This window comes from Pseudomonas graminis (assembly GCF_900111735.1).
Classification (GTDB): Bacteria; Pseudomonadota; Gammaproteobacteria; order Pseudomonadales; family Pseudomonadaceae; genus Aquipseudomonas; species Aquipseudomonas graminis.
In genome coordinates this window covers 97,434-119,771 of sequence record NZ_FOHW01000005.1, presented here as the reverse complement: position 1 = coordinate 119,771, position 22,338 = coordinate 97,434, and the positions used below count along the sequence as shown (strand labels likewise).

17 protein-coding genes and 1 pseudogene are annotated in these 22,338 nt (G+C 59.1%); 12 read left to right on the top strand and 6 right to left on the bottom strand.

The features are described 5' to 3' along the window. Positions 1–4: 4 nt before the first annotated feature. The 3 genes and pseudogenes from glmS (at position 5) to BMY98_RS28005 (ending at position 3,339) form a co-directional block, all read left to right on the top strand. Entirely contained in the window at positions 5–1,840 is a 1,836-nt protein-coding gene (gene glmS, locus BMY98_RS05960; protein ID WP_074886090.1) for a glutamine--fructose-6-phosphate transaminase (isomerizing), read from the top strand. A gap of 167 nt (positions 1,841–2,007) precedes the next feature. Further along, positions 2,008–2,799 (top strand): annotated as a pseudogene (locus BMY98_RS28010) (PAS domain-containing protein); the annotation flags it as partial. A gap of 30 nt (positions 2,800–2,829) precedes the next feature. Further along, entirely contained in the window at positions 2,830–3,339 is a 510-nt protein-coding gene (locus BMY98_RS28005; protein WP_425438846.1) for a methyl-accepting chemotaxis protein, read from the top strand. A 367-nt stretch (positions 3,340–3,706) separates the two neighbouring features. On the opposite strand, the gene BMY98_RS05945 is transcribed toward BMY98_RS28005, so the two are convergent. Together BMY98_RS05945 and BMY98_RS05940 are read right to left on the bottom strand one after the other, a co-directional pair. Continuing rightward, positions 3,707–4,639, bottom strand: a complete 933-nt coding sequence (locus tag BMY98_RS05945; protein ID WP_074886081.1) for a LysR substrate-binding domain-containing protein — start codon at positions 4,637–4,639, stop codon at positions 3,707–3,709. Positions 4,640–4,815: 176 nt separating this feature from the next. Further along, entirely contained in the window at positions 4,816–5,742 is a 927-nt protein-coding gene (locus tag BMY98_RS05940) for a DMT family transporter (RefSeq protein ID WP_074886078.1), read from the bottom strand. A gap of 156 nt (positions 5,743–5,898) precedes the next feature. Here BMY98_RS05940 and gcvA point away from each other — a divergent pair, with 156 nt between their 5' ends. From gcvA to BMY98_RS05895, 9 genes are all read left to right on the top strand, one after another. Next, entirely contained in the window at positions 5,899–6,807 is a 909-nt protein-coding gene (gene gcvA / locus BMY98_RS05935; protein ID WP_074886075.1) for a transcriptional regulator GcvA, read from the top strand. 414 nt (positions 6,808–7,221) lie between these two features. Then, positions 7,222–7,665 (top strand): cupin domain-containing protein, encoded by a 444-nt coding sequence (locus BMY98_RS05930; protein WP_074886072.1) that lies wholly within the window; start codon positions 7,222–7,224, stop codon positions 7,663–7,665. Next, positions 7,665–9,173, top strand: a complete 1,509-nt coding sequence (locus BMY98_RS05925) for a methionine--tRNA ligase (protein ID WP_074886068.1) — start codon at positions 7,665–7,667, stop codon at positions 9,171–9,173. Before BMY98_RS05930 ends, BMY98_RS05925 begins: the two co-directional genes overlap by 1 nt. A 20-nt stretch (positions 9,174–9,193) precedes the next feature. Then, a complete protein-coding gene (locus BMY98_RS05920) occupies positions 9,194–10,318 on the top strand; it encodes an NAD(P)/FAD-dependent oxidoreductase (RefSeq protein WP_074886065.1) in 1,125 nt (374 codons plus the stop codon). Then, positions 10,315–11,262, top strand: coding sequence for an ABC transporter substrate-binding protein (locus tag BMY98_RS05915; RefSeq protein WP_074886062.1), 948 nt, complete (start codon positions 10,315–10,317; stop codon positions 11,260–11,262). The genes BMY98_RS05920 and BMY98_RS05915 overlap by 4 nt, the downstream gene beginning before the upstream one ends. Before the next feature lie 54 nt (positions 11,263–11,316). After that, the gene (locus tag BMY98_RS05910; protein ID WP_074886059.1) at positions 11,317–12,675 is read left to right on the top strand and encodes a SidA/IucD/PvdA family monooxygenase; all 1,359 of its coding nucleotides are present in this window, start codon (positions 11,317–11,319) and stop codon (positions 12,673–12,675) included. Further along, positions 12,672–13,691, top strand: coding sequence for a 2,3-diaminopropionate biosynthesis protein SbnA (gene sbnA / locus BMY98_RS27895; protein ID WP_074886056.1), 1,020 nt, complete (start codon positions 12,672–12,674; stop codon positions 13,689–13,691). The genes BMY98_RS05910 and sbnA overlap by 4 nt, the downstream gene beginning before the upstream one ends. Continuing rightward, positions 13,684–14,691, top strand: coding sequence for a 2,3-diaminopropionate biosynthesis protein SbnB (sbnB, locus tag BMY98_RS27890; RefSeq protein WP_074886054.1), 1,008 nt, complete (start codon positions 13,684–13,686; stop codon positions 14,689–14,691). The genes sbnA and sbnB overlap by 8 nt, the downstream gene beginning before the upstream one ends. Beyond that, positions 14,682–16,484 (top strand): FAD/NAD(P)-binding protein, encoded by a 1,803-nt coding sequence (locus BMY98_RS05895; RefSeq protein ID WP_074886051.1) that lies wholly within the window; start codon positions 14,682–14,684, stop codon positions 16,482–16,484. The genes sbnB and BMY98_RS05895 overlap by 10 nt, the downstream gene beginning before the upstream one ends. Positions 16,485–16,519: 35 nt before the next feature. Here the strand turns inward: BMY98_RS05895 and BMY98_RS05890 are convergent, their stop codons facing one another. From BMY98_RS05890 to BMY98_RS05875, 4 genes are all read right to left on the bottom strand, one after another. Further along, positions 16,520–17,221, bottom strand: coding sequence for a substrate-binding periplasmic protein (locus tag BMY98_RS05890; protein WP_175514145.1), 702 nt, complete (start codon positions 17,219–17,221; stop codon positions 16,520–16,522). Positions 17,222–17,432: 211 nt separating this feature from the next. Further along, positions 17,433–18,716 (bottom strand): hypothetical protein, encoded by a 1,284-nt coding sequence (locus tag BMY98_RS05885; RefSeq protein ID WP_074886046.1) that lies wholly within the window; start codon positions 18,714–18,716, stop codon positions 17,433–17,435. Positions 18,717–18,729: 13 nt separating this feature from the next. After that, on the bottom strand, positions 18,730–20,034 hold the full coding sequence (locus BMY98_RS05880; protein WP_074886043.1) for an O-antigen ligase family protein: 1,305 nt from the start codon (positions 20,032–20,034) through the stop codon (positions 18,730–18,732). Positions 20,035–20,547: 513 nt separating this feature from the next. Next, positions 20,548–22,167 carry a glucan biosynthesis protein D gene (locus tag BMY98_RS05875; protein WP_074886040.1) on the bottom strand — a complete coding sequence of 540 codons (1,620 nt, stop codon included), beginning with the start codon at positions 22,165–22,167 and terminating at the stop codon, positions 20,548–20,550. Positions 22,168–22,338 lie beyond the last annotated feature (171 nt).

Genomic DNA, 22,338 nt, shown 5'->3' with positions numbered 1-22,338 from the left:
GACCATGTGTGGAATTGTCGGCGCTGTTGCTGAACGGAATGTTACTGCGATCCTGCTGGAGGGCCTCAAGCGCCTGGAATACCGCGGCTACGACAGCGCTGGCGTAGCGTTATTAAACAACGCCGGGGTGCTAGAGCGTCGCCGCACGGTTGGCAAGGTCAACGAACTGGAGCGGGCACTCGCCGGTGAGCCGGTCGCAGGCCGCCTCGGTATTGCCCACACCCGTTGGGCCACCCACGGAGCACCGTTGGAGCGTAACGCTCACCCACATTTTTCGAACGAGCAACTGGCGGTGGTGCATAACGGCATCATCGAAAACCATGAGCCGCTTCGCGAGCGTCTGAAGGGTCTTGGTTACGTGTTCACGTCTGACACGGACACCGAAGTCATCGTCCACCTGCTGCACCATAAACTCCAGGACACGCCCGATCTGGCCGCTGCTCTGAAGGCTACGGTCAAGGAACTGCACGGCGCTTATGGACTTGCGGTCATCAGCGCACAGCAACCGGATCGCCTGATTGCCGCTCGCAGTGGCAGTCCGCTGGTGGTCGGTCTGGGCCTTGGGGAAAACTTCCTCGCCTCCGATCAGCTGGCGTTGCGTCAGGTTACGGACCGTTTCATGTACCTGGAAGAGGGCGACATCGCCGAGATCCGTCGCGACAGCGTGCAGATCTGGGACGCATCCGGCCTGCCTGTCGAGCGTGAGATCGTCCAGTATCACGAGGGCGCAGAAGCGGCGGACAAAGGTGAGTACCGCCACTTCATGCTCAAGGAAATCCACGAGCAGCCAAAAGTCGTGCAGCGGACCCTGGAAGGCCGTCTCGGTCAGCAGCAGGTGCTGGTGCAGGCGTTCGGGCCGCAAGCGGCGGAGCTGTTCGCCAAAGTACGCAACGTGCAAATCGTCGCCTGCGGCACCAGCTATCACGCCGGCATGGTCGCGCGTTACTGGCTCGAAGGTCTCGCCGGCATTCCCTGCCAGGTCGAAGTCGCCAGCGAATTCCGCTACCGCAAAGTCGTGGTCCAGCCGGACACGCTGTTCGTTTCGATCTCCCAGTCCGGCGAGACCGCCGATACCCTGGCCGCGCTGCGCAATGCCAAGGAACTGGGTTTCCTTGCCAGCCTGGCGATCTGCAACGTGGGCATCAGTTCGCTGGTGCGTGAATCCGATCTGACCCTGCTCACTCAGGCCGGCCCGGAAATCGGCGTCGCCTCTACCAAGGCCTTCACCACCCAGTTGGTCGCGCTGATGCTGCTGACGCTATCACTGGGTCAGGTCAAAGGCACGCTGGGCGCTGGCGTGGAAGCAGAACTAGTCGAAGAACTGCGCCGCCTGCCGACCCGCCTGGGTGAAGCGCTGGCAATGGACACGACCGTGGAGAAAATCGCCGAACTGTTCGCCGAGAAGAATCACACCCTGTTCCTGGGCCGTGGCGCGCAATTCCCGGTGGCGATGGAAGGGGCGTTGAAGCTCAAGGAGATTTCCTACATTCACGCCGAAGCTTATCCGGCCGGCGAACTGAAACACGGCCCGTTGGCACTGGTGGACAGCGACATGCCTGTTGTCACCGTGGCACCTAACAACGAGCTGCTGGAAAAGCTGAAGTCCAACCTGCAGGAAGTGCGTGCGCGGGGCGGCGAGCTGATTGTCTTCGCTGACGAACAGGCCGGCATGGTCAACGGGGAGGGCACCCATGTGGTTTCCATGCCCCACATCCTCGACGCCCTGACGCCGATTCTGTACACCATCCCGCTGCAACTGCTCTCGTACTACGTGGCAGTGCTGAAGGGTACGGATGTGGATCAGCCGCGCAATCTGGCGAAGTCTGTGACGGTGGAATAAGTTATCCACAGCCTACTGTTCTTGAGCTTCAGAGCATTCGCAGGATGTTGATGTGTAGGCAAAGGAGGGCCTACACGCTGGATTGAATGCTTGATCTCTACCGGCCATCATTATGCTGGCCATGCTGCTCAAGGTTTCGCTCGCTGCGTCGATAGCTTCTCAAGTCAATGCGAGCGGCCCTCATGTTCAATACCCGGTTGAAAAATAGAATCCAGCAATTGGAAAAACAGCTGGGAGCCCTGGAGCAGGTAAAGGCAACTCTGGATCTCGAAACCGTGTCCGTCACTCTGGATGCGGGAGGCGTCATCCTGGAGGTGAATGCTCAGTTCGAGAAAGAGTTGGGATTCAAACAGGCTGAATTGGTCGGTCGAACCCTGCGTGAATTCAGTCCCTCTGAACTGCAGGGCGATGTCCATCAGCGTCGCGCATTGGATGCAATCGCCGAAGGCAAGCATTACAGCGGTACCTTGCGCCTGTGCAGCCACGACGGTCGACACGTCTGGCTACGGGCAATGGTTATACCTTTCGCGGGTGAGAGTGGGCGAGTCGAACGAATCGTCATGTATTCAAGCGTGCTGACGAGAACCATTGAAGCTTCCAGGGAGAACGAAGCACTGGTGGGGGCGTTGATGCGCTCCACGGCCGTTATCGAGTTTTCTCTGGATGGGTTAGTGCTGACAGCCAATCAGAATTTTCTCGAGGCTATGGGCTATACGCTTCCCCAAATCCTGGGCAAGCACCACCGAATCTTTTGCGTGCCATCCGACGCTCAGTCAGAGGAATACGATCGGTTTTGGCAGACCCTTAGACAGGCATCCTATGTCGCGGGAAGGTTTTGCCGAGTCGATAAACATGGCAACGAGGTATGGCTGGAGGCTTCCTACAATCCAATCGTGGATGCCAATGGCAAGCTGTACAAGATTGCCAAATTAGCCACCGTTATTACCGACCAGGTCACCCGCGAACGCGCTGTCTCCGAAGCAGCCGGCATGGCCCACGGGACGTCGGTTCGGACCAATGCCAGCGCACAGCAAGGTCGCGAAGTCATTCAGAACACGGTCACGACCCTCAATACGCTTTCTGCCTTGATGGAAGATGCGGCCCATGGCATTGAAGCACTGGATGCCCAGAGCCAGGAAATCGGCACCATCGTCAAAACCATCGGCAGCATCGCGGACCAGACCAATCTGTTGGCCCTGAACGCAGCAATCGAAGCGGCACGTGCCGGGGAACAGGGCAGGGGGTTTGCGGTGGTCGCCGACGAGGTCAGAAATCTGGCCCTTCGAACCACTAAAGCGACGGCGGAAATCTTTGATGTCGTGAAAAACAATCAGGTGCTGGCGTCCAGCGCTGTGACCTTGATCGGAAAAAGCAGACAGCAGGCCGGTGCGGCGCTGGATTTGGCGAGTGAGGCGGACGAGGTGATCAAGGACATTCAGCAAGGTGCCAAGAGTGTTGTGGTCGCCGTTGAGCAGTTCTCAGGTCAAGCCGGACAGTAATGAATGTTGCAATGCTTCATGTCTGCACTTCGCAGTGACCCCAGGGAAAGCGCGATCCAGGTGATCCATATGCTCGATGCTCTCAAGCAATCCATAAACGATCTGCATAAGGTCGACCGGCCCAGACTGGAAGATGAGTGTGACGCGCTGCTCGCTCGGATCGAGCAGGCACGAACAGAAGGGACTCTGACTGGCGAGCAGGCCACACAGCTGTTCTATGATGTCCGTAACGAACGTTCACGGTGCTTTCGCAGCGGAAGTCAGCGCCGCATGGGCAATCCCGGAGCTGGTCTCCCATCGCGGGACTCGATAGGCATGAGCCCCATGATTAATTGAAAGATGTTTTCAAAGTCTTGTCCGAACTGAATCAAGCCACCTGGCCCGCGCTTTCAATCTCCCGCGCATGCCCCTTCGCAGTCTTGCCCGCCTGCTGCACAGCCCACCCCATGAACTCCGCAATCGCCCATTCTTCGCGCCGTTCTTTCGCGCAGTACACGAAATAGTCGAACTTGAGCTCCGCGGTGGCATTGGTGACCTGCACCAGGCGTTTGCTTTGCAGGGCCTCGGAAGCGAAGACGCTGTTCACCAGTGCAATGCCTTGACCCGCACAGGCCGCACTGATCAACAGGGACTCGTCGCCATAGCTGGAACCCTGAATCATCTTGCGGTTGCTCATGCCGAACGCGTTCATCCAGACCTTCCAGTAATTGCGCTCGGTGTCCTGTAGCAGCGGGAATGTCAGGCAATCTTGCGGGCTCTGAATGTTGCGCTGGGTGCTGAGCAGATGCGGGCTGCACACGGGAATCAAATACGACGACCATAAATGCGTGGCGTGGTTATCACAACTGGCTGCCATTTCGCGCTGAATGCAGATATCCACATGGCCGTGTTTGAGCTCCGAAAGACCGTTACAGATCTGGATCGATATCTCGACGTTGGGACAGCGCTCGTTGAAGCCGCTCAGTGCCGGGATCAGCCAGGAGCTGGCAATCGTGGAAGTCGTGCTGATCACCAGGCGCGTCGGGCGTGGCGGTTTGAGTGCAGCGCCTGACCAGGCTTTTTCGATGACGTCGAAAGTGCCGGCGAGCTCGTCATACAGGCTGCGTCCGCAAGGGGTGAGCTGGATGCCCTTGGCGTCTCGCTCGAAGAGGCGCCTGCCGATCTGGTCTTCCAGACCTTTGATCTGCTGACTGATGGCCGCCGGTGACACGCACAGCTGATCCGCTGCACGTTTCATGCTCCCGGCCTTGCACACCTCAACGAACGTGCGGAGGGCTATCAACGGGATCGCTCTGCTCATCCTGCATACCTCGCTGTGAGATTGCTGCCGGTGTGCCAAGTGACGGAAAAGCGTCCAGGGGTTGCCATCGGATGAATCCCAAAAGGGTGTTTATCACCCGGCATTGGATATTTCAGGTACAGCCGGTCCGGGCCGCGAGCTCACTCGGCACTGAACATCTGTTGTGGATAACTTTTTTATGAGGTTATTGCGGCGCGGTCCTGGGGGGCAGGCGCCGGTTTCGGCTTGCTTTGGCTTAATACGAACCACACGGCCAGGCAGATGAGGCCGCCGCCGTACAGGTGTCCGGCAGACACCTTTTCACCCAGGAACATCACTCCCCACAGGACACCGAATGGCGGGATGAGGAAGGTTACGGTCAGCGAGCGCACCGGGCCGATGTCGGCGATCAGGCGGAAGTACAGAATGTAAGCGCACGCCGTGCACACGAAACCAACGGCTGCCAAGGACAGCCACACGGACGAATCGCCCCAGGTGGCCGGCGGATTAACGGTGGCGGAGACGGCGAAAAAGGGCAGCAGAAACAGCGTCGCGCCGATCTGGCTGCCGAACGCTACCAGCTTGGCGTCCAATCCTCCCCGGTCGCCGATCCACTGACGGGTCAAAAATCCTGCGGCGCCATAGCAACTGGTCGCGACCAGGCAAGCGAGTGCGCCCATGACCACCGACGTGGTAAAGGTCACCGGGCCGGTTGTGGTCAGCAGCGTTATGCCTAGCAAACCGAGAAACACGCCGACGGCTTTTTTGGGTGTCAGAGAATCATTGAAAAATATCGAGCCTATCAATACGCCCATCAATGGTGTGGTTGCATTCAAGATGGCGGAATAACCCGCGGGTAATAACAGGGCCGCCATGCTGTACATCAAAAAGGGAATGCCGGAATTGATGACGCCGAGGACCAAAGTGGATTTGAACTTGCCGTTGAACTCATGCCGGGTTCTTAACATGGCCAGAATAACCATTAAGCCAATGGCGCCGAGCAACACGCGAAAGAAGGCAGTTGGTAATGCGCCCAATACCGGGGCAGCAACGCGCATGAACAGAAAGCTGGCTCCCCAGATGGCGGCCAGAACAATTAATCGAACATAGTCGGACACTTTCATTGCGCTTCCTTTCTTGATCCGTATCGCCGATCCGCTGACCGAAAAGTTGTTGATTGACGCTCGTCGAGTCGGGGTGTGATGATTTGAGCAGTGTCTGGGGCGGTGCTCAAGCGAGCTTTTCTTAAGCACATTAGATTTTCTTAACCGAGGTCAGGCATGAAATTTCCGCCCCTCCACGCGCTGTTGTGTTTTGAAGCGACGGGGCGCCACGCCAGCATGAAAGGCGCGGCCGGCGAGCTGTTCGTGACCCCTGCGGCCATTAGCCAACAGATCGCCAAGCTCGAAAAAGCCGTTGGCGTCACGCTGTTCATCCGTAATACCAAGCGCCTGGAACTGACCGCCGAGGGCAAGATTTACCTGCGAGCCATTCGTCCCGCGCTCGGACAGATCTCCGACGCTACTCAGCGACTGATGAGCGATAACGGTCCCAATACAATCACTGTCAGCTGCACCAGCGGCTTTGCCATGCAATGGCTACTGCCACGCCTTCCTGATTTCCAAGCCATCTGCCCAGGCATTGAGGTGCTGATCAGCACCACCAATCGGCTGGTTGATTTGCTCGGCGACGGTGTCGACTTCGCCGTGCGCCACGGCCTTGGGCGCTATCCCGGTCTGGAAGTGGAGATGCTGATCAACGACCGGCTGCAGCCGGTCTGCAGCCCTTCATTGCTGCCGGATTCCCGGTATCTGTCGTCGCCCATCGACCTGAAGAGCTACAACCTCTTGCACGACGAACACCGCGAGGACTGGGCGTTGTGGCTCCGTGCAGTGGGTATCGAAGACGGCGAGGCCGCCGTTCACAAGGGCTCGGTTTTTGTCGATTCCAACGGGGTCATCGAGGCTGCGCTGGCGGGAATGGGCATTGCGCTGGTGCGCCGTTCGCTGATTCGAGAAGAGCTGGCGTCCGGCCGTCTGGTCGTGCCATTTCGCGCGGCCATCGACACGCCGATCGCCTATTACCTGGTTTATGACGAAACGGCCATTCTCCCCAAGTCCAGCAAACAGTTTCGTGACTGGCTGGTGTCTCAGGCCATCGCCAGTCAGCGTGAATTCACCACACGATAGTTCGCGTTTGCACACCGCCGAGTCTGCGTTGTGGCCACCGAGGTTTTCCCGGCTAAAGCCGGTCCCACAGTGTGTACGCGGTGTGTCAGTAGGACTGGCTTTAGCCGGGAAGAGGCCAGTGCGTACACCCTCAATTTCTGCGGTGTCATAAAGTGTTGGTTAGTTGTCAGGCAGTTAAGTCCTGCTTCAGTGTCCGTAGGTGATACACCTATACCGGTGAAACTGATCAACTTGTTGATTATTCAAATAAATAAGCCAAGACCCGTTAAGTCAAACTTAACCGCTGATTGCGGATTTCTAGTTTGCCCCGTCGCTCACTTTTCTTCAGTTTATCCCTTAACTGGCATGCGCCCGTCAGCCCAGTCTGGCGCCGATAAAACAGCGAGCAGGATGCTCCGGCTGAAGGAAAACCTCATGACTGATTTCGATATTTTTCGCCCCATGGCGTGGGACAAGCTGGTTCATGAATATGACTTGGATGGCGCAAGGTTACTGCCATGGAATGGCTATCCGACGCCCATCGGCGGCGGCTGGTGCGTCGTGCGGCCTCACACTAAATCGTTGTCCCATACCCAGATAGACCAGGAATTCTTTATCGGCATCAAAGGCACCGCACAGTTGATCGTCGGCGATCAGACATACCCGTTCACCATGGGTGACATCGCCGCCATTCCCAAACACACCGATCACTATGTGTTCAACGACACTGACGAAGACTTCCACTTCTACGTCGTGTGGTGGGATCGCGATTCCGCCAACCGCTTTCTCGATGAAGACGCCCGGCAGTCAGTCGCCGCCAATGAGTTCGCCCTGCAGAGGGCAACGGTTCATGACGTGTCCGATCAGAGGGCGTCGTGATGGGCAAGCTACTCGTGACGATCACGCCGCCGACGCCTAACGGTGATTTGCACATTGGTCATATGGCGGGGCCTTTTCTGGCAGCGGATATCTACACCCGCGCTCAGCGTCAACGCGGCCACGATTGCACCCTCGTCTCCTACTCCGACGACTATCAGTCCTACATGCTGCTTCGAGGTATTGAGCTGGACCGTACCCCCCAAGCACTGGCGCTGGAGAACACCGATAAGATCAACGACACGCTTGAGAAGATGGGCATCCAGGTCGACTTCTGGATGCGCCCGTACGGGAACAGCTACTTCAAGAACGCCGTGGAGGAGATGTACGAGTACGCGGTGAAGGCGGGGACCATTTACAAAAAGGTCAGCCAGGAACCGTATTGCGAACACTGTGATAAGTGGGGCTACGAAGCCTTCGGCCGGGGTAATTGCGATCACTGTGGCTCGGACTCGGATGCCAGCCAGTGCGAAGAATGCGCCCATACACCCAATGCCTCGAAGATGAGCGACTTCCGCTGCAAGCTATGTGCAGCGCCGATGATCTGGCGACCGATAGAGCGCGAATTTCTCGCGTTGTCGAACTTCCGTAACCACCTGAAAAGTACGTTTGAACATGCGCCGCTGCGGCCTTTCATTCGCCGTTTTCTGGAGGAGGAATTCGATATCGGTCCGATGGACTGGGGCATCACCCGGCCCCACGACGGCGGCCTGGATCTCAATCCCGATGGCAGCCGTCGCCTACACACCTGGGTTATGGGGCTGTCCGGTTACCTGGCGGCCTTCCGCGAATACCTCAACGAACACAAGCTTGCGCCATGGGAGTACGACGAATACTGCCGCTCGGGCAAAGGCCGGCTGGTGCATTTTCTGGGATACGACTGCGCCTTCAGCCACATGTTGGTTTACCCCTCGCTGCTGCAGACCATGCACAGCTATCGCATGCGCCAGACCTTCTACACCAACCAGTTCCTGACTTTGAACGGCAAGAACCTTTCCACCAGCCGCAACTATGCGATCTGGGCGCGGGACCTGGTGGCAGAGGCCTGCACCGACAGCGCGCGCTTCTATCTGGCGCTGATCGCGCCGGAGCAGTACACCGATGATTTCGATGTCGAGAAGTTCTCCGCCTGGCGTGAGCAAACCTTCAACGAGGTGCTGGTCAAGCTGGCCGCCCAGGCCGAGCGCGAACGGGTGGACGGCGACAGCCTGAAAGTCAGTGCGGCGGACGCGGCGGCCCTCAAGACTTTGGTCGCGCGCTGGTTCGAAGCGACGTCGGTGGACCACTTCAGCATGAAGGGCCTCGCGGTGCTGCTGTCGGACATCATCAACGCCGCCCGTGATCGTCAGACGCTCGGCAAGCGGATTCTGCCGTACATGGCGCTGGTCGGTGCCATCGGCGCGCCAGTGTTCCCGGATCTGGCGAAACAGATCCTGCGCTATTGCCGTTTTACTGAAAACGAAGTCCTGCAGCAGCTGGTGTATGTCAGTGCGGTCGAGTACGAAATCTGACCGAGAGGCGCACAACGACGATGAAAACTTCATTTGATGTGATCGTGATCGGAGCCGGCATCATGGGCGCTTCGATCGCCGCGGCGCTGGTTGAAAGCGGCCTCGATGTGGCGCTGATGGAGAAAGGTATCGCTGGCGCTCAGGGTGCAACTCGGGACACGGGCGGCATTGTCCGCGGTCTGGAGCTGGACGCCACGTTGCGTCCCTTGACTCGCCGCGGCTCCCTTTATGGCAATCCCGGGATTGTCCATGCTCTTTACGAGAGTGCACTCAACCATAGTGGTGTCGCCTACATCGCCAGCGCCGAAGTGTGCGGGCAATATCTGGAAGCAGTGGACAGCGAAGGCGCCGAGGGCATCGAGCTGCACGCTTCTGTCGACGCGCTGGATAACGGGCGGTTCTCGCCGTTTTGTGTCGGCGAATGCCTGCTCATCGAACGCAGCGGTGGCACGGTCGATGCTCGCGTTGCGGTGTCGAATCTATGTCGCTACGTCAGTGAGAAAGCGACGTACCTCGATCACTTGGCCGTAGACCACTGCGTCGAACTGGATGGCCATGTTCAGGTTCATGCCGGGAAACTGTGTCTGGAGGCGACATGGGTCGTCGATGCCTGTGGCGCCAGTGGCCCAATGCCCCGGCCGCACAACGCCGTGCACGCGCGGACGATTCCGTTCACGCGCTTCGGCTGCGACCAGGCCCCGAGCATGCCGATCATTGCTCACCACTTGAATACCTACCTGCTCCCGCTGGGCCGCAATCTCGTGCAAGTGGGCGGCCAGCGACGTCAGCGCGCGGAACATGCGGATCAGCTGAACCTAGCCCCGCTGGATAACGAGCAAGACGTCATGGACCGCATCTCTCGTCTCGGCTACGACCGGCACCACACTTTGCCGGTGGTCACACGGGTTGGCTGGGACGCGTACTCCGAAGACGGCCGCCCGCTGATCGGCCGTTCCAGCGCCAAGAGCCACCTGCTCCTGGCTACCGGGTTTTGCGGCATCGGTTTCAAAATGGCACCGAATGTTGCCGAGCTGCTGGCGTTCGAGCTGAGCGGCTTGATGTCCGGCGTGTCGATGGACGAGGCTTACCGATCGGTCATGGAAGCGTTCCGCCCTTCGCGGTTCGCCGAGGTGGCTTTGTCATGATGCGTCTGGGTATTTGCGCGGCGCTCGACGTCGGCACGACACTGCATGCGCGCGGTTTTTTGCGCAGCGTGTACCTGTCCAGCCATCTGTATCCCCACGTGCGCCGCGCGCGCCATTTTTACTTTGATGACGGCGCGAGCGCGGCGGGAGGCGTTGCGGCGGCGAGGCACTTCATTGATGCAAAGGTGGATGCAGTGATCGGTCACTTCGCTTCCGACTCTGCCGCCGCAGCGGTGGAAAGTTATGCACAGGCTGGAATTCCGCTGATCCTGCCCGCATCCACTTGCGCAGCCTTGACCCGCTCCGGGAATACCACATTCCGGATTTGCGCCTCTGACCGACTTCTGGCCACGCGCCTGATTGAGTTTGCCGAATCTGAAGGCCTGCGACGGCTCGCTTTGTTCACCGACCCGAGCCTGCATGGCCGCCAGCAGGGGCATGAACTGCAAGAGGCCATGCAGTTATCCACAGTCGAGTTGGTAGCCGATGTGAATAATGCCGACGCCGTTGTTTTTTGCGGGCGTTTGAAAGCCAGCCGCCAGTTCCTTGTGGATAACCGCGCTGCGGGCTGTGAATTGCCGATCTTCTTCACCGACGACGCCGCGTCTCCTGCGCTGGTGGAAGGCATTGCGCAAACCGGGACGGTGTACGTCATTAGCTTCCCCATCGCGGGAGATCTGGTTGAGGCGCAGTCATTCGATGCGGTTTATCAGCAGATCTACGCCGAACAGGCACCGGTTTACGCCGTCGAGACCCTTGCGGCATTTGCTCTGGTTGACCGAGCAGCCGCCGGGCAGCGCGGACTGCTGGACGCGCTGCGCTTTGATCAATTTGCCACCCCCGCCGGCCCTGTCAGCTTCAGCAACGGGGAGAACGGTCACGCCCGGGTTTCGCTGTGGGTCTACACCGACCAGCACGTCCACGAACGACGTCTGCTGTGTTGAAGCGGCCTGCCCAACAGCGCGCCACCTCTTTTACAACTTTCAGGAAGAATGACCATGACTCAGTATGAAATCGAAGGTGTGCGTGAAACCCTGGACGTCATCTCGGTAGGCTTCGGCCCGGCGGGTATCGCACTGGCCTGTGCGATGGAAGACGAGGCGGAAGGCAACGGTCGAAAGCCTTTCCAGCGCGTGCGCTTCTTCGAAAAAGGGCGTGACTCGACGTGGCATGGCGCGTTTCTACTGGCGGGCACCGACATCAACCACCATGTCTTTCGAGACCTGGTGACGCCGCGCAATCCACGCAGCCGCTTCTCCTTCGCCATGTACCTGAAAGAAAAGGGTCGTCTGCACACGTTTGGCCTGTTGGGCCGTCCGGCCAGCCGGGTGGAATGGTCCGACTACATCGCCTGGGTTGCTGCGCAACTCAAGGATTATGTCGCCTACGACGAAGGCGTCCTCGACGTATTGCCGGTAGCGGAAAAAGGCATCTTGAAGGGCGTCGATGTCGTCACGGTCAACGGAACTTATCGCACCAAGCGTCTGGTGCTTTCCCACGGCAGCCTGCCCCGTATACCGGACGCGTTCAGCCCGCACCTCGGCGGCCGGGTCTTCCACACCTCCCGGTACCTGAAAAACATCCACCTGGGCGGCGGTCCGATCGCGCAGCGCTGGCTGGTGCTGGGCTCGGGTCAAAGCGCGGGGGAGGCGGTGACGCACCTGCTCGGCGCCGCCCCCACCACGCAAGTCCATTCAGTGCACCGCGGCGTGGGTTTCAAGGTGGGGCAGCTGGGGCAATTTCCCAACATGGCCTTCCTGCCAGAGCACATCGATTATTTCCACGACCTTGAGCCCGGCAGACGCAGCCGGGTATTCGAGGAGATCCGCGCGACCAATTACGCAGGCATCGACGTCGACGAGAGTCAGGCGCTTTACTCCTTCCTGTACGAAGGCGAGGTTACCGGGCACCGGCGTCTGAACATGCATGCCTGGTCCGAAGTGGCTTCAGTGGAAAAGGTGGGCGATGCCTATTCGGTGGTGCTGCGTGATAGCAATACCGGCGTTGAAACCGTGCTGTACGTCGACGGGATTGTTTTGGGCACCGGCTACGAGCAGCTTGCAGTGCCACCACTGCTGACCCTGCTGCAACCCTGGCTGGTCCGCGACGAGGACGGCACGCTTGCGGTTGACCGGCATTACCGGGTCGCCCTGCAGCACAGTGAAGGCGTGCAGATCCTGGCGAACGGAACGTCGGAAAAGACCCACGGCATCAGCGACGCTCAGTCGTTTTCAATGGTTGCCGTACGGGCGCAGCACCTGACCGATGCGCTGCTGGCGACCCAGCCCCGGGAGCGTGCGTCGGTGGCGACCATGCTGAGCCATTCCCGGCGCACACGCGTTGAGGCACGGCCATGAATTTCATTTCCCACATCGTCGGCGATTCGAACTTCGTCAGGGTAAAAGGCCTGGGTTTTGAAAACCTGCATCTGAAGCTTGAGTCATGCAACCCCGCAGGCTCGATCAAGATGAAGACGGCCATCGGCCTGATCGACTCCTATGCAGAGCGCCGACTTATCCACAAGGACACCGTGCTTATCGAGTCGTCGTCCGGCAATCTTGGGGTGGCGTTGGCGATGATTTGTGCCGAGCGTGGCTATAAGTTCTGCTGTGTGGTTGATCCCAACACCAACCTGCACAACATCAAGATGATGGAAGCCTTCGGCGCGCAGATCATCATCGTCACCGAGCGCGACGACAATGACGGCTATCTGGGCACCCGCATTCGTTACATTCGCGATGCCGTCGCCCGCGATCCCCGTCACCTGTGGCTTAACCAGTACAGCAATCCGGCCAACGCCAAGACCCATGAGCACACCACAGCGCGCTCGATTCATATCGCCTTCCCGGCGCTGGACTATCTGGTGGTCGGCGCCGGCACGACCGGCACTTTAATGGGCTGCGTGCAGTATTTCCGCAAACATTCGCCGCGCACCAAGATTATCGCGGTGGACAGCGCCGGTTCGGTGACTTTCGGTCAGCCGCCCGGACCGCGCTTCATTCCGGGACTCGGCTCCAGCCAGATGCCGCCGATCTTCCGCGCCCATCACTTGCATAAGCAGCAGGTGGTGGATGAGCGCGCCACCGTGGCCATGTGTCGCTGGCTGGCGAAATCCAATGGCGTGCTGGCGGGCGGCTCCACCGGGACCGTGGTGGCCGGGTTGGCAGCGCCCTCGCTGGGGATTCCCAAAGACGCCGTAGTCGTGGCGATCTCGCCGGACGCCGGCGAGCGTTACCTTGAGACGATCTACAACGATGAGTGGGTGATGCAGAAGTTCGGACGCGCCGAGCTGACGGCGCTCAGCTCACAGCCGATCGCCCGGTATGTGAAGCAGTACGTCCACACCTTCGAGGGAGAGGCGCTGAATGTCTGACTTCCATGTGATCCCCGGCGCTGTGATCAAAGACATTCTCGACAGCCACGCCCACGACATGGTGCGGCGCATCGAGCAGGTGTATCTGCAGCACCATGACGGCCAGACGCTCAACCCGGACAGCTACTTTCTTCGTTTCCCTCAACAACCCGCCAACCGGATCATCGCGCTGCCGGCGGCGCTGGAGGGAGAAGACGCCGTGGCGGGAATCAAGTGGATTTCGAGCTTCCCCGGCAACGTCGCTCAGCATAAGCCGAGGGCGTCAGCCGTCGTTATCCTCAATGACCGAGAGACTGGCTATCCCTACGCCTGCCTTGAAGGCGCGCAGATCAGCGCGGTGCGAACAGCCGCATCGGCGGTGTCAGGCGCTTACTGGCTCAACGGTCAGTCACGGAAGGTTGCGTCAGTAGGATTTATCGGCGCAGGGGTGATTGCCCGCAACATCGCGCGGATGCTCAGCGTTGAAGGATGGGATATCAGTCACGCGGTTGTGCACGATTTCGACGCGGCGTCTGCGGACGCTCTGACAGGCTTTATCGAAAATGCCGACTTATGCACAGCCCAGACTGGAAGTCTGGAGCAAACGCTATCGGCAGATCTGGTGATCTTCGCCACCACGGCCGGCGAGCCGTACGTCAAACCGCCAATGGGGTTTCGCGCCGGCCAAGTCGTGCTGAACATCTCGTTGCGGGACATCGCCCCGCAGCTGCTGTTGGAAGCCAACAACCTTTGTGACGACATTGAGCACTGCATGAAGGCCAATACATCGCCACACCTGACCGAGCAATTGACCGGCAGCCGAGCTTTCATGAACGGGACGCTGGCCGGCCTTATCCGTGGCGAGGTCGGGCTTGACCCCGCAAAGCCCTCGATTTTCTCGCCGTTCGGCTTGGGCGTACTGGACCTGGCGCTGAGTAAATTCATCGTCGACACCGCGCTGGCAGAATCCCGTGGCGTCGGTATCGAATCGTTCTTCGGAGAGACCTTGAGATGGAACTGAGCGCAGCGCTGGCGGGCGAAAAGTTATCCCCAGGCTTGGAAAAAGACGCTATCAGCATCGGTATTGTCGGGTGTGGCTCACGCGGGTTAACGGTGCTGGAGCGTATCTGTGCGCTGGCGGTCAACACGGCCCGGCACATCGAAGTGAACGTATTTGACCCCCAGCCCCCGGGGCCAGGCTTGCATGCCGTCGACCAGCCTGAATACCTTATGCTCAACACCGTCGCTTCGCAGATTTCGATGTTTCCGGACGCGGCGGCCCTCGACGGACACACGGGACGGCAAGGACCAAACTTCTACGAATGGTGCCTGTGCCATAAATCTGCAGAACGCAGCGTACAACCCAATGAGTTCCTGCCGCGCAGCTGGCTAGGAGAGTATCTGGCGTGGACTTACCAACAGGTGATTTCTGGTCTGCCCGCAAACGTGCGTGTCATTCATCAACCTCATGCTGTGGATAACATTGAGCACACAGATATGGGCCAGTTTGTTCTGTCCACAGATGAATTGAGTTGTGCAGTGGATTGGCTGGCGATCACTGTTGGTCACGCGCAATGGATGAAGGGTTCGAAAGAGGAGCGGCCCGGATCGTCCGCAGCTTATACACCCCTCGGATCGCTCGACTCAGTGTTATCCACAGAAGCGGTCGGTATTGAAGGGCTGGGGCTTACTGCGATGGATGTTGTCGCGGGTCTAACGGTCGGGCGCGGAGGCCAATTTCGCAATCTGCCGGATGGCTTGCGCTATGAGCCTGGCGGCGGGGAGCCGTCTATCTATCTATTCTCCCGTAGCGGTCTGCCGTACCGCACCCGGCCGGACATAGTGCCTCATCGGACCTCAAATGCTGCGTTGATTTTCACCTTGTCAGCGGTGGCGAGTCTTCGAGCGGAAAACCCCGACGGCCTGGATTTCGAGCTGCAGGTACTGCCGTTGATCAAAGCTGAAATGCTCGCAGAATACTTCGGGATGATTGCGCACCAAAAAGGCGAGTCGGCGTTAAAGATCAAAGCGGAGGTTGTGCGCGCGTATTACCTGGACCGGCTTGACACCGTATCGGCGGAAATGGCCGCGCGCTTCCAGGCGCTGCCGCTGGATGAGGCTGTGTATAACCCGCGCGGGTCATTTATGGATTCGACGGATTATCCCCAATCCATGCGCGCATTCATCGAGCGCGACACTGCGGAGAGTTCACTGGGCCTGGATTCGAGTCCGATCAAGGCTGCGATCGAAGTGTGGAGAAGTTGCCGTGAGCAGCTCCGTCGGGTTGTGGATAACCGAGGACTCACAACTGATTCACGTCTAGTCTTCTTCGGAGAATACGCGCCCCACGTCAATCGAATGGTCGCCGGGCCGCAGAAGGAGCGTCATCAGGAACTGCTGGCCTTGGCCGATGCGGGAATTGTCAAATGGGTGCACGTTTCCCAAGTTATCCACAGTGCGGATCGACACCTCACCAGCGTGGTTCTCGCAGAGAATCTGATCATCCCCTTACAACGTGTCATCAGCGCACATGTCAGCGGCGCCCGTGACAGTTCGTCGCTGCCAAAAGTTATCCGCTTATTAAAGGATATCGGAGTTATCAACAGCCTGACTGAAGACGGAGAGGGCGTGTTCGTAGACAGCGAAGGTAGAGCACAACCCAACTTGTGGATAACCGGCCCTCTCGTCGAAGGCTCCACTTATTACAACCACTACGTCCCGTCTTCGGGCAGCTATTCCCGCGCCTTCGTCGATGCCGACCGAATCGCCCGCGAGATGTTGGGGTTGAATGTGGAAGTCAGGACAACAGTTTAAGCGTTGTGCCAGTAGGACTCGCTTCGGCGGGGAGATCACTTCGCCACCTGCGCCCCCGGCAAATACTGGCGTCGAATGCACTCCAGCTCGCCCGTCTTGTTCAGGCTGTCGATCGCGCTGTTGATACGCGGCAACCACGAGGCGTATTGCGGCTGGAGCTTGAACACCAGCGGCGCTTCGCTGAGTCGTGCGCCCTGGACGAACTGGCCGGGATCAAGCGCATTGCTTGAGACCAGCTCATCAAAGTTGTCGTCGACCATGGCGATGGCGTCGACGCGTTTGCTCTGGAGCAGCTTGATCAGCGCTTCGTCCCTGGAGGTTTCCAGCCGGGTCAGGCGGTGCTTCTCGATCGCCGGGTCCAGGGCCCAGTAGTTGTAGCCCCGGACCATGCCAATCGTTAGGTGCGCCAGTTGCGCGATGGTCTGGCCCCGCGCAGGGTGGTCCGCCAGAAAGTACAGGTGCTCTTTGACCGTGGAATAGGGCTTGGAGAACACGTATCGACGTTGCTCCTCAGGGCTGTTCCAGATCAGCGCGTCAGCGTAGTTGATATCGATCTCGCCCTTGCGCAGCATCGACTGCAGGCGGTTGACCGGGTAGGTGACGAAAGTAACGTCCAAGTTGGCCAGCTTCATCACACGTCGTGCGATGTCGATGGAGATCCCCTCCATATGACCGTCTTTGTCTTCGTAGGCATAGGGCTTCCACTGGGCTCCGCCCGCGATGTAAGGCTCAGCCACTGCTGGCACCACGAGCAGCCCGAGCAAACAGCCAACGATGAATCTTCCTCGAAGCCCCATACGTTCCCCCGGCAGTGTGTCTGCCCCAGGCCGTAAGGTAACAGCAAGACATGTCCAGTAAATGTCGTATTGCCACTATTTGCATCTGCAGCGCATAAAAAACCCGCGCTGACAGGGGCAGGCCGGTTTCATACGTACGGACGTACGGTCGTCAGGCGTCGGGACTCAAGCGAATGATTTTTGGAAACTCCGTGAGTGTCAGCCGGGCGGAGCAGCGCTGGGCATCGCACACCCACTGCTGTGCAGAGTCGGTCATGCCTTTGTCCGGCGTCTGCGTATCGAGTATGCGCACCGGTCTGTTTTTCATGGCCGTAGCGCTAATGCTGACTTCGTGCTCGCGACCGCTTACCCACGCCACCAGAATCCGCTCGCGGCCATTGCTCAGGGCCAGTTGGAAGACTCCGTCGGACTGGAGGCTGTTGGCCGGCTCGTAGGTGAAGTCAGGCAGGTAAGGGCTGATGGCCTTGAGCACCGAATAAGCCGGTTTCGCGCGCAGATCGTCATCAAGCAGGCCGAAGTTGTGCTCCTGGTCGGTGTGGTTGGTGCCATCGTTGATCAGGTCATACCACCACATGCCTTTGACGTTCGGCAGCGTGCGGATAAGGAAGTACGCGCGCGCCAGGTATGCAGACTGGCGCTCGGCGCTAACACCGCAATTGCCATTGTGGCTTGGCCAGCTCATCTCGGTCAGATACAGAGGCACTGGCCTCCCAACCTTGGCGCTGATTCGACGGTCCAGATCACGCATCCAGCCGATCCAGCTTTCCGGCGTATTGCGGTAGCTGCCTTCGCAGTGCACATAGGGGTGCAGCGAGAGGCCATCGGCGTACTTCATCACCCCTGCAGCCAGGATGCGGTCGACGAATCCACTCTTGATCCCCAGGGTCGTCACGGCGCCGGCGAGCACGAGTGCCTGGGGATTGTTCTTGCGAATGATCGGTGCCGCGTCACGGACCAGCGTGACGTAGTCGTTACTCAGACGCGGATCGGCCGCGCCGTCCAGATCCCACTCGTTCCAGACTTCATAAAACCTGACCGGATTACCCAACTGGCGAGTGAGGTAGTCGACGTATTTCAGGTACGGAATCTTTACCTCAGGCTTGCGCGGCTTCGCGCCGCCCTGATATGAGCTGCCGTAGCCGAGAATGACCATCGGGGCGAGGTTCAGTCCCTTGGCAGTGCTCAGCCAGGCGCGCCACGGCGCAATGATCTGCATCTGGCCTCGCACAGGTTCGGCCGTAGACCAGAAGGCGTCATCGCGAATGGACGTGACGCCAGCCTCGCGCGCCATCTGAAGGCTGCGCAGCGGTTGCCCGGTGTTGTTCATCGAGTGGGTGGCAACACCGACGATAAAAGGCTCGGCCCCGGCGACATTCGCAGCGCACAGGGCGGCCATCAGTGCCAGGCCGCTCAGGCCAATGCTTCGAACGCTCATAGGATTGCCTCGGTCAACTCAGGCCCGGCAGGCCGTTCCACGTGGGCAACTCATGGGGCTTTGGGGCCCGCTGTCTGCCCCGCGCTTTCATGGCCAGCGCGTGCCCGATGGCCATGCCCAGGAACATGTTGGCGAGGGTGACCTCCAGCGTATCGGTCGTCCAGCTGACGATGCAGATGCAAAAGCTCGTCACCAGCAACGCCTTGCCGTAACGGGTGACGCTGTCCGCCAGGATGAAAAACAACGGGATGTGCAGCGCGTAGAGAAATAGCCCGGCCAAGCCAAACGTCGCCCACAGGTAAACCACGGTGCTATCGGAAACCATGAAGATGCTGGCCCCGGGAACCGGGAAGGCGGCCACGGCACTGCCAACCAGCCCGAAGCCCACACCGGTGAGCGTTCGATCCTCGTCCATCAGCGTCCGAATGACGTTGGGCCAGGTGTTGATCAGCCGGTCATAGATGGATGCGAGCGAGCTGGTGGACGAGATTTTGTTGGCATCGAAGTCGGTCATCATCGCCACGAAGGGCAGCGACATACCGAGGACGACCGCGACAACGATGGTCGCCCGTACCGTCCAGCGAAACCGCATCATCACCAGCAGACCGGCACCGCCGATGAACGCCAATGCTGGCGCCTTGCTGGTGGTCAATATCACGCCGGCGAGACCGATCACGCAGACCACCAATCCCAGCAACTTCGAGCGCAGGGTCGCCATCAGGTACAGGCTGAAAATCGAGATGATGCTGGCCACTGCGCTGGACATCCGCGCGAATCCTGCCGGGCGGTCTATGTCTTCGGAGGTCCACGCGGTGTTGGCGCTCAACTCGGTGCCGCCGACGGTGTAGCTGTAGCCCTTCCACGGCAGACTGACAGACCGGTCCAGGGCAATGCCGACCAGCGAAGCCAGCAGGCAGAAGGCAATCACCCACATGAACAGGCGCTTGTGGCGAATGATCTGGTCACCGCAGGCGATCCCGAAGAGCAGCGGGCTGATCCCGTACAGCGCGAATGCAAAATTCCCGGCCTGGGCGCCGTTCAGTGCTCCCCATCCCGCCGACAGGAACAGCACCAGCAGGCTCAACCAGACACCCGGCCCGGCTTTGAAGCTGCGCAGCTCAAGTGCGAAGAACAGCAGGCAAGCGACCTTCGGGGCGTAGAGCAATACGGAAATCCCAGCCTGATCCAGATAGAAACGCAGAGCCCCGTTGAAGGTCTCGACGACCATCAGGCTGATCGCAACCAGCACGATCGCCATGGATTTCTCGAATGAAAGCAAAGAAGGTTTTTCTACGTAAACGGGGGAAGTCGACATCATGTGCAGCCCCTCGGGAGCATTTGTACGTGTGATAAACGTCAGCGTGCGAGCAGCCGCCGAGCGCCAATGGCGGTCGATGGCGTGCAATCGCGATGATTTGATTGGTCGCAGCGGGGGAGGAGAAGGGCGTTTCGGTCCCCTCGCGAGCGGCGCGGCAGGGATATATCAGCCGCAGATCGGGGGGCTGTCAATCAAATAGTCAAATTTACGGACATATTTAGTCATGGCCAAATATCGTAAAACGTAACTCATTGATTCTAATGACGGATAGAAAATTGACGCTATAAAAAGGAGGGGAAATCCACCCCTGTCGGTGGCTTTCTATGACTCATTTCCGTTACAGGTTCCGAGTGCTGGCCGCTGTCTTGAGATGTGTGTAATCGAGTGGCGACAGGACTCATTGTGAGCATTGGCTTGCTCGCGAAGATGGCAGCACAACCGTTGAATATTCAGCGGCTGATACGCCATTTCACGAGCAAGCTTGAATCCCGCGATACGGTCAGCTGATCAGACTCAGGTGTAGCGACGCTTGTCCGGTGCGGGCGGGAAGTACTGATACAGCCAAGTCTCACTCAGCGTGCGGTCACCGGTTTTGATGAACATGCGCATTTCCACCGGCTCCACGGAGTCGCTGGTCGGGTACCAATCGAACGTCACGCGGAACCCTTTGATGTCCGGCAGCACCAGCACATTGAAGTCCTGGATTTTGCCGTGGGACACGGTGACCATCGGCTCGATGCCCGAACCTTCCGGCAATCGGTCCAGCCCGCCGCCGTTGAAGTCCACGGCAAAACGCCGCGCCCAGACTTCCGGGTAGTGCTCGCCCGGAGCCCAGCCCTCGATGAAACCGCCCATGCCTGAACGCGTCGCGTGCACTTGAGCCAGTGGCGTGCTGACCGGAGGCAGCGGGCTCCAGTAGAGCTTGTAGCCATAATTCATCGACATGCCGGCCTTGACCGGCACTTTCGGGTTCCAGAAAGCGACGATGTTATCCAGGGTTTCTCCCGTGGTCGGCAGCTCCAGCAAATCGATTGAGCCCTCGCCCCATGCCGTCGTCGGCTCGACCCACAGGCTCGGCCTGCGGTGGTACCAGTCCACGGTGTCCTGGTAGGTCTTGAAGTCGTGGTCGGTCTGCACGAGACCGAAGCCTTTCGGGTCTTTGTCGGCAAACGCGTTGAACTGGATCTTGGCCGGGTTGTTGAGCGGGCGGCAGATCCATTCGCCATTGCCACGCCACATGGCCAACCGGTCAGAGTCGTGGATTTCCGGGTGAAGGGTGTCGCACATGCGGCGTTCATGGGTGCCGCAGCTGAACATGCTGGTCATGGTGGCAATGCCCAACTGCTCGATGTCGGCCCGCGCGTTGATGTGCGCGTCGATGTCCATTACCACGCGGTCAGCCTGGCAATCGATGTCGAAGCGATACGCGCCCGTCGCACTGGGGGAGTCCAGCAGCGCGTAGACCACAAAGCGTGTGGCGTCTTTGGTCGGCTTCTCGAACCAGAACTGCGTGAAGTCGGGGAATTCCTCAGGGCTATGGGCGTAGGTGTCGATCGCCAGACCCCGGGCGGAAAGACCGTATTGCTTGTTGCTGTCGATGGCGCGGAAGTAGCTGGCGCCCAGAAAAGACAGCACGTCGTTGATGGCGATCTCGGGAGCCTTGAACAGCTTGAACCCGGCGAAGCCCAGGTCGCCTTTGAGCTGGCTCTTGTCGATGCGGCTGGCTTCGTAGTTGAACAGCTCAGGGCGGAAATGTACCTCACGCGCCTGCTGGGTCGCCGGGTCGACGCTGTACATGCGAACCGGCGTCTTGAACCCTGCGCCGACGTGGAAGAAATGCACGTCCAGTTGGCCTTTAACGTCGTTCCACAGGGAGTGACCGGCGTCATACTTGATCGCGTTGAACTGCTGAGGCGTCATGTTCGCCAAGGTTGGCGGCAGGTTCTGCTTGGTGCTGACGTAAGGCTTGCCGGCCATCTGTTTGGCGCTGTCCTGCAAGGTCTTGAAGTCAAAGTGTTCGATGTCGCCATCGGCCGCCGCAGCCAGCGCGCGTGCCGCATAAAGACCTGACGCGGGCAGCGCGCTATAGGCTGCCAGCGCCATGGACGCTTTCAAGAGATTTCTGCGATTCATATGGTGAAGCCTCTGAAGATGCTGTGCCTTCCTGCACAAAATAGTGCGCTTTCCCAATCCTTGCCGAACGCAAATTACCAACAAACAGATAACAATCTCGGCATCTTGTTCGCACAAAGGGGAAAAAAACGTTTCAAGGCACGTTTGATCTGGCGTCCACGTGTTGTTTGT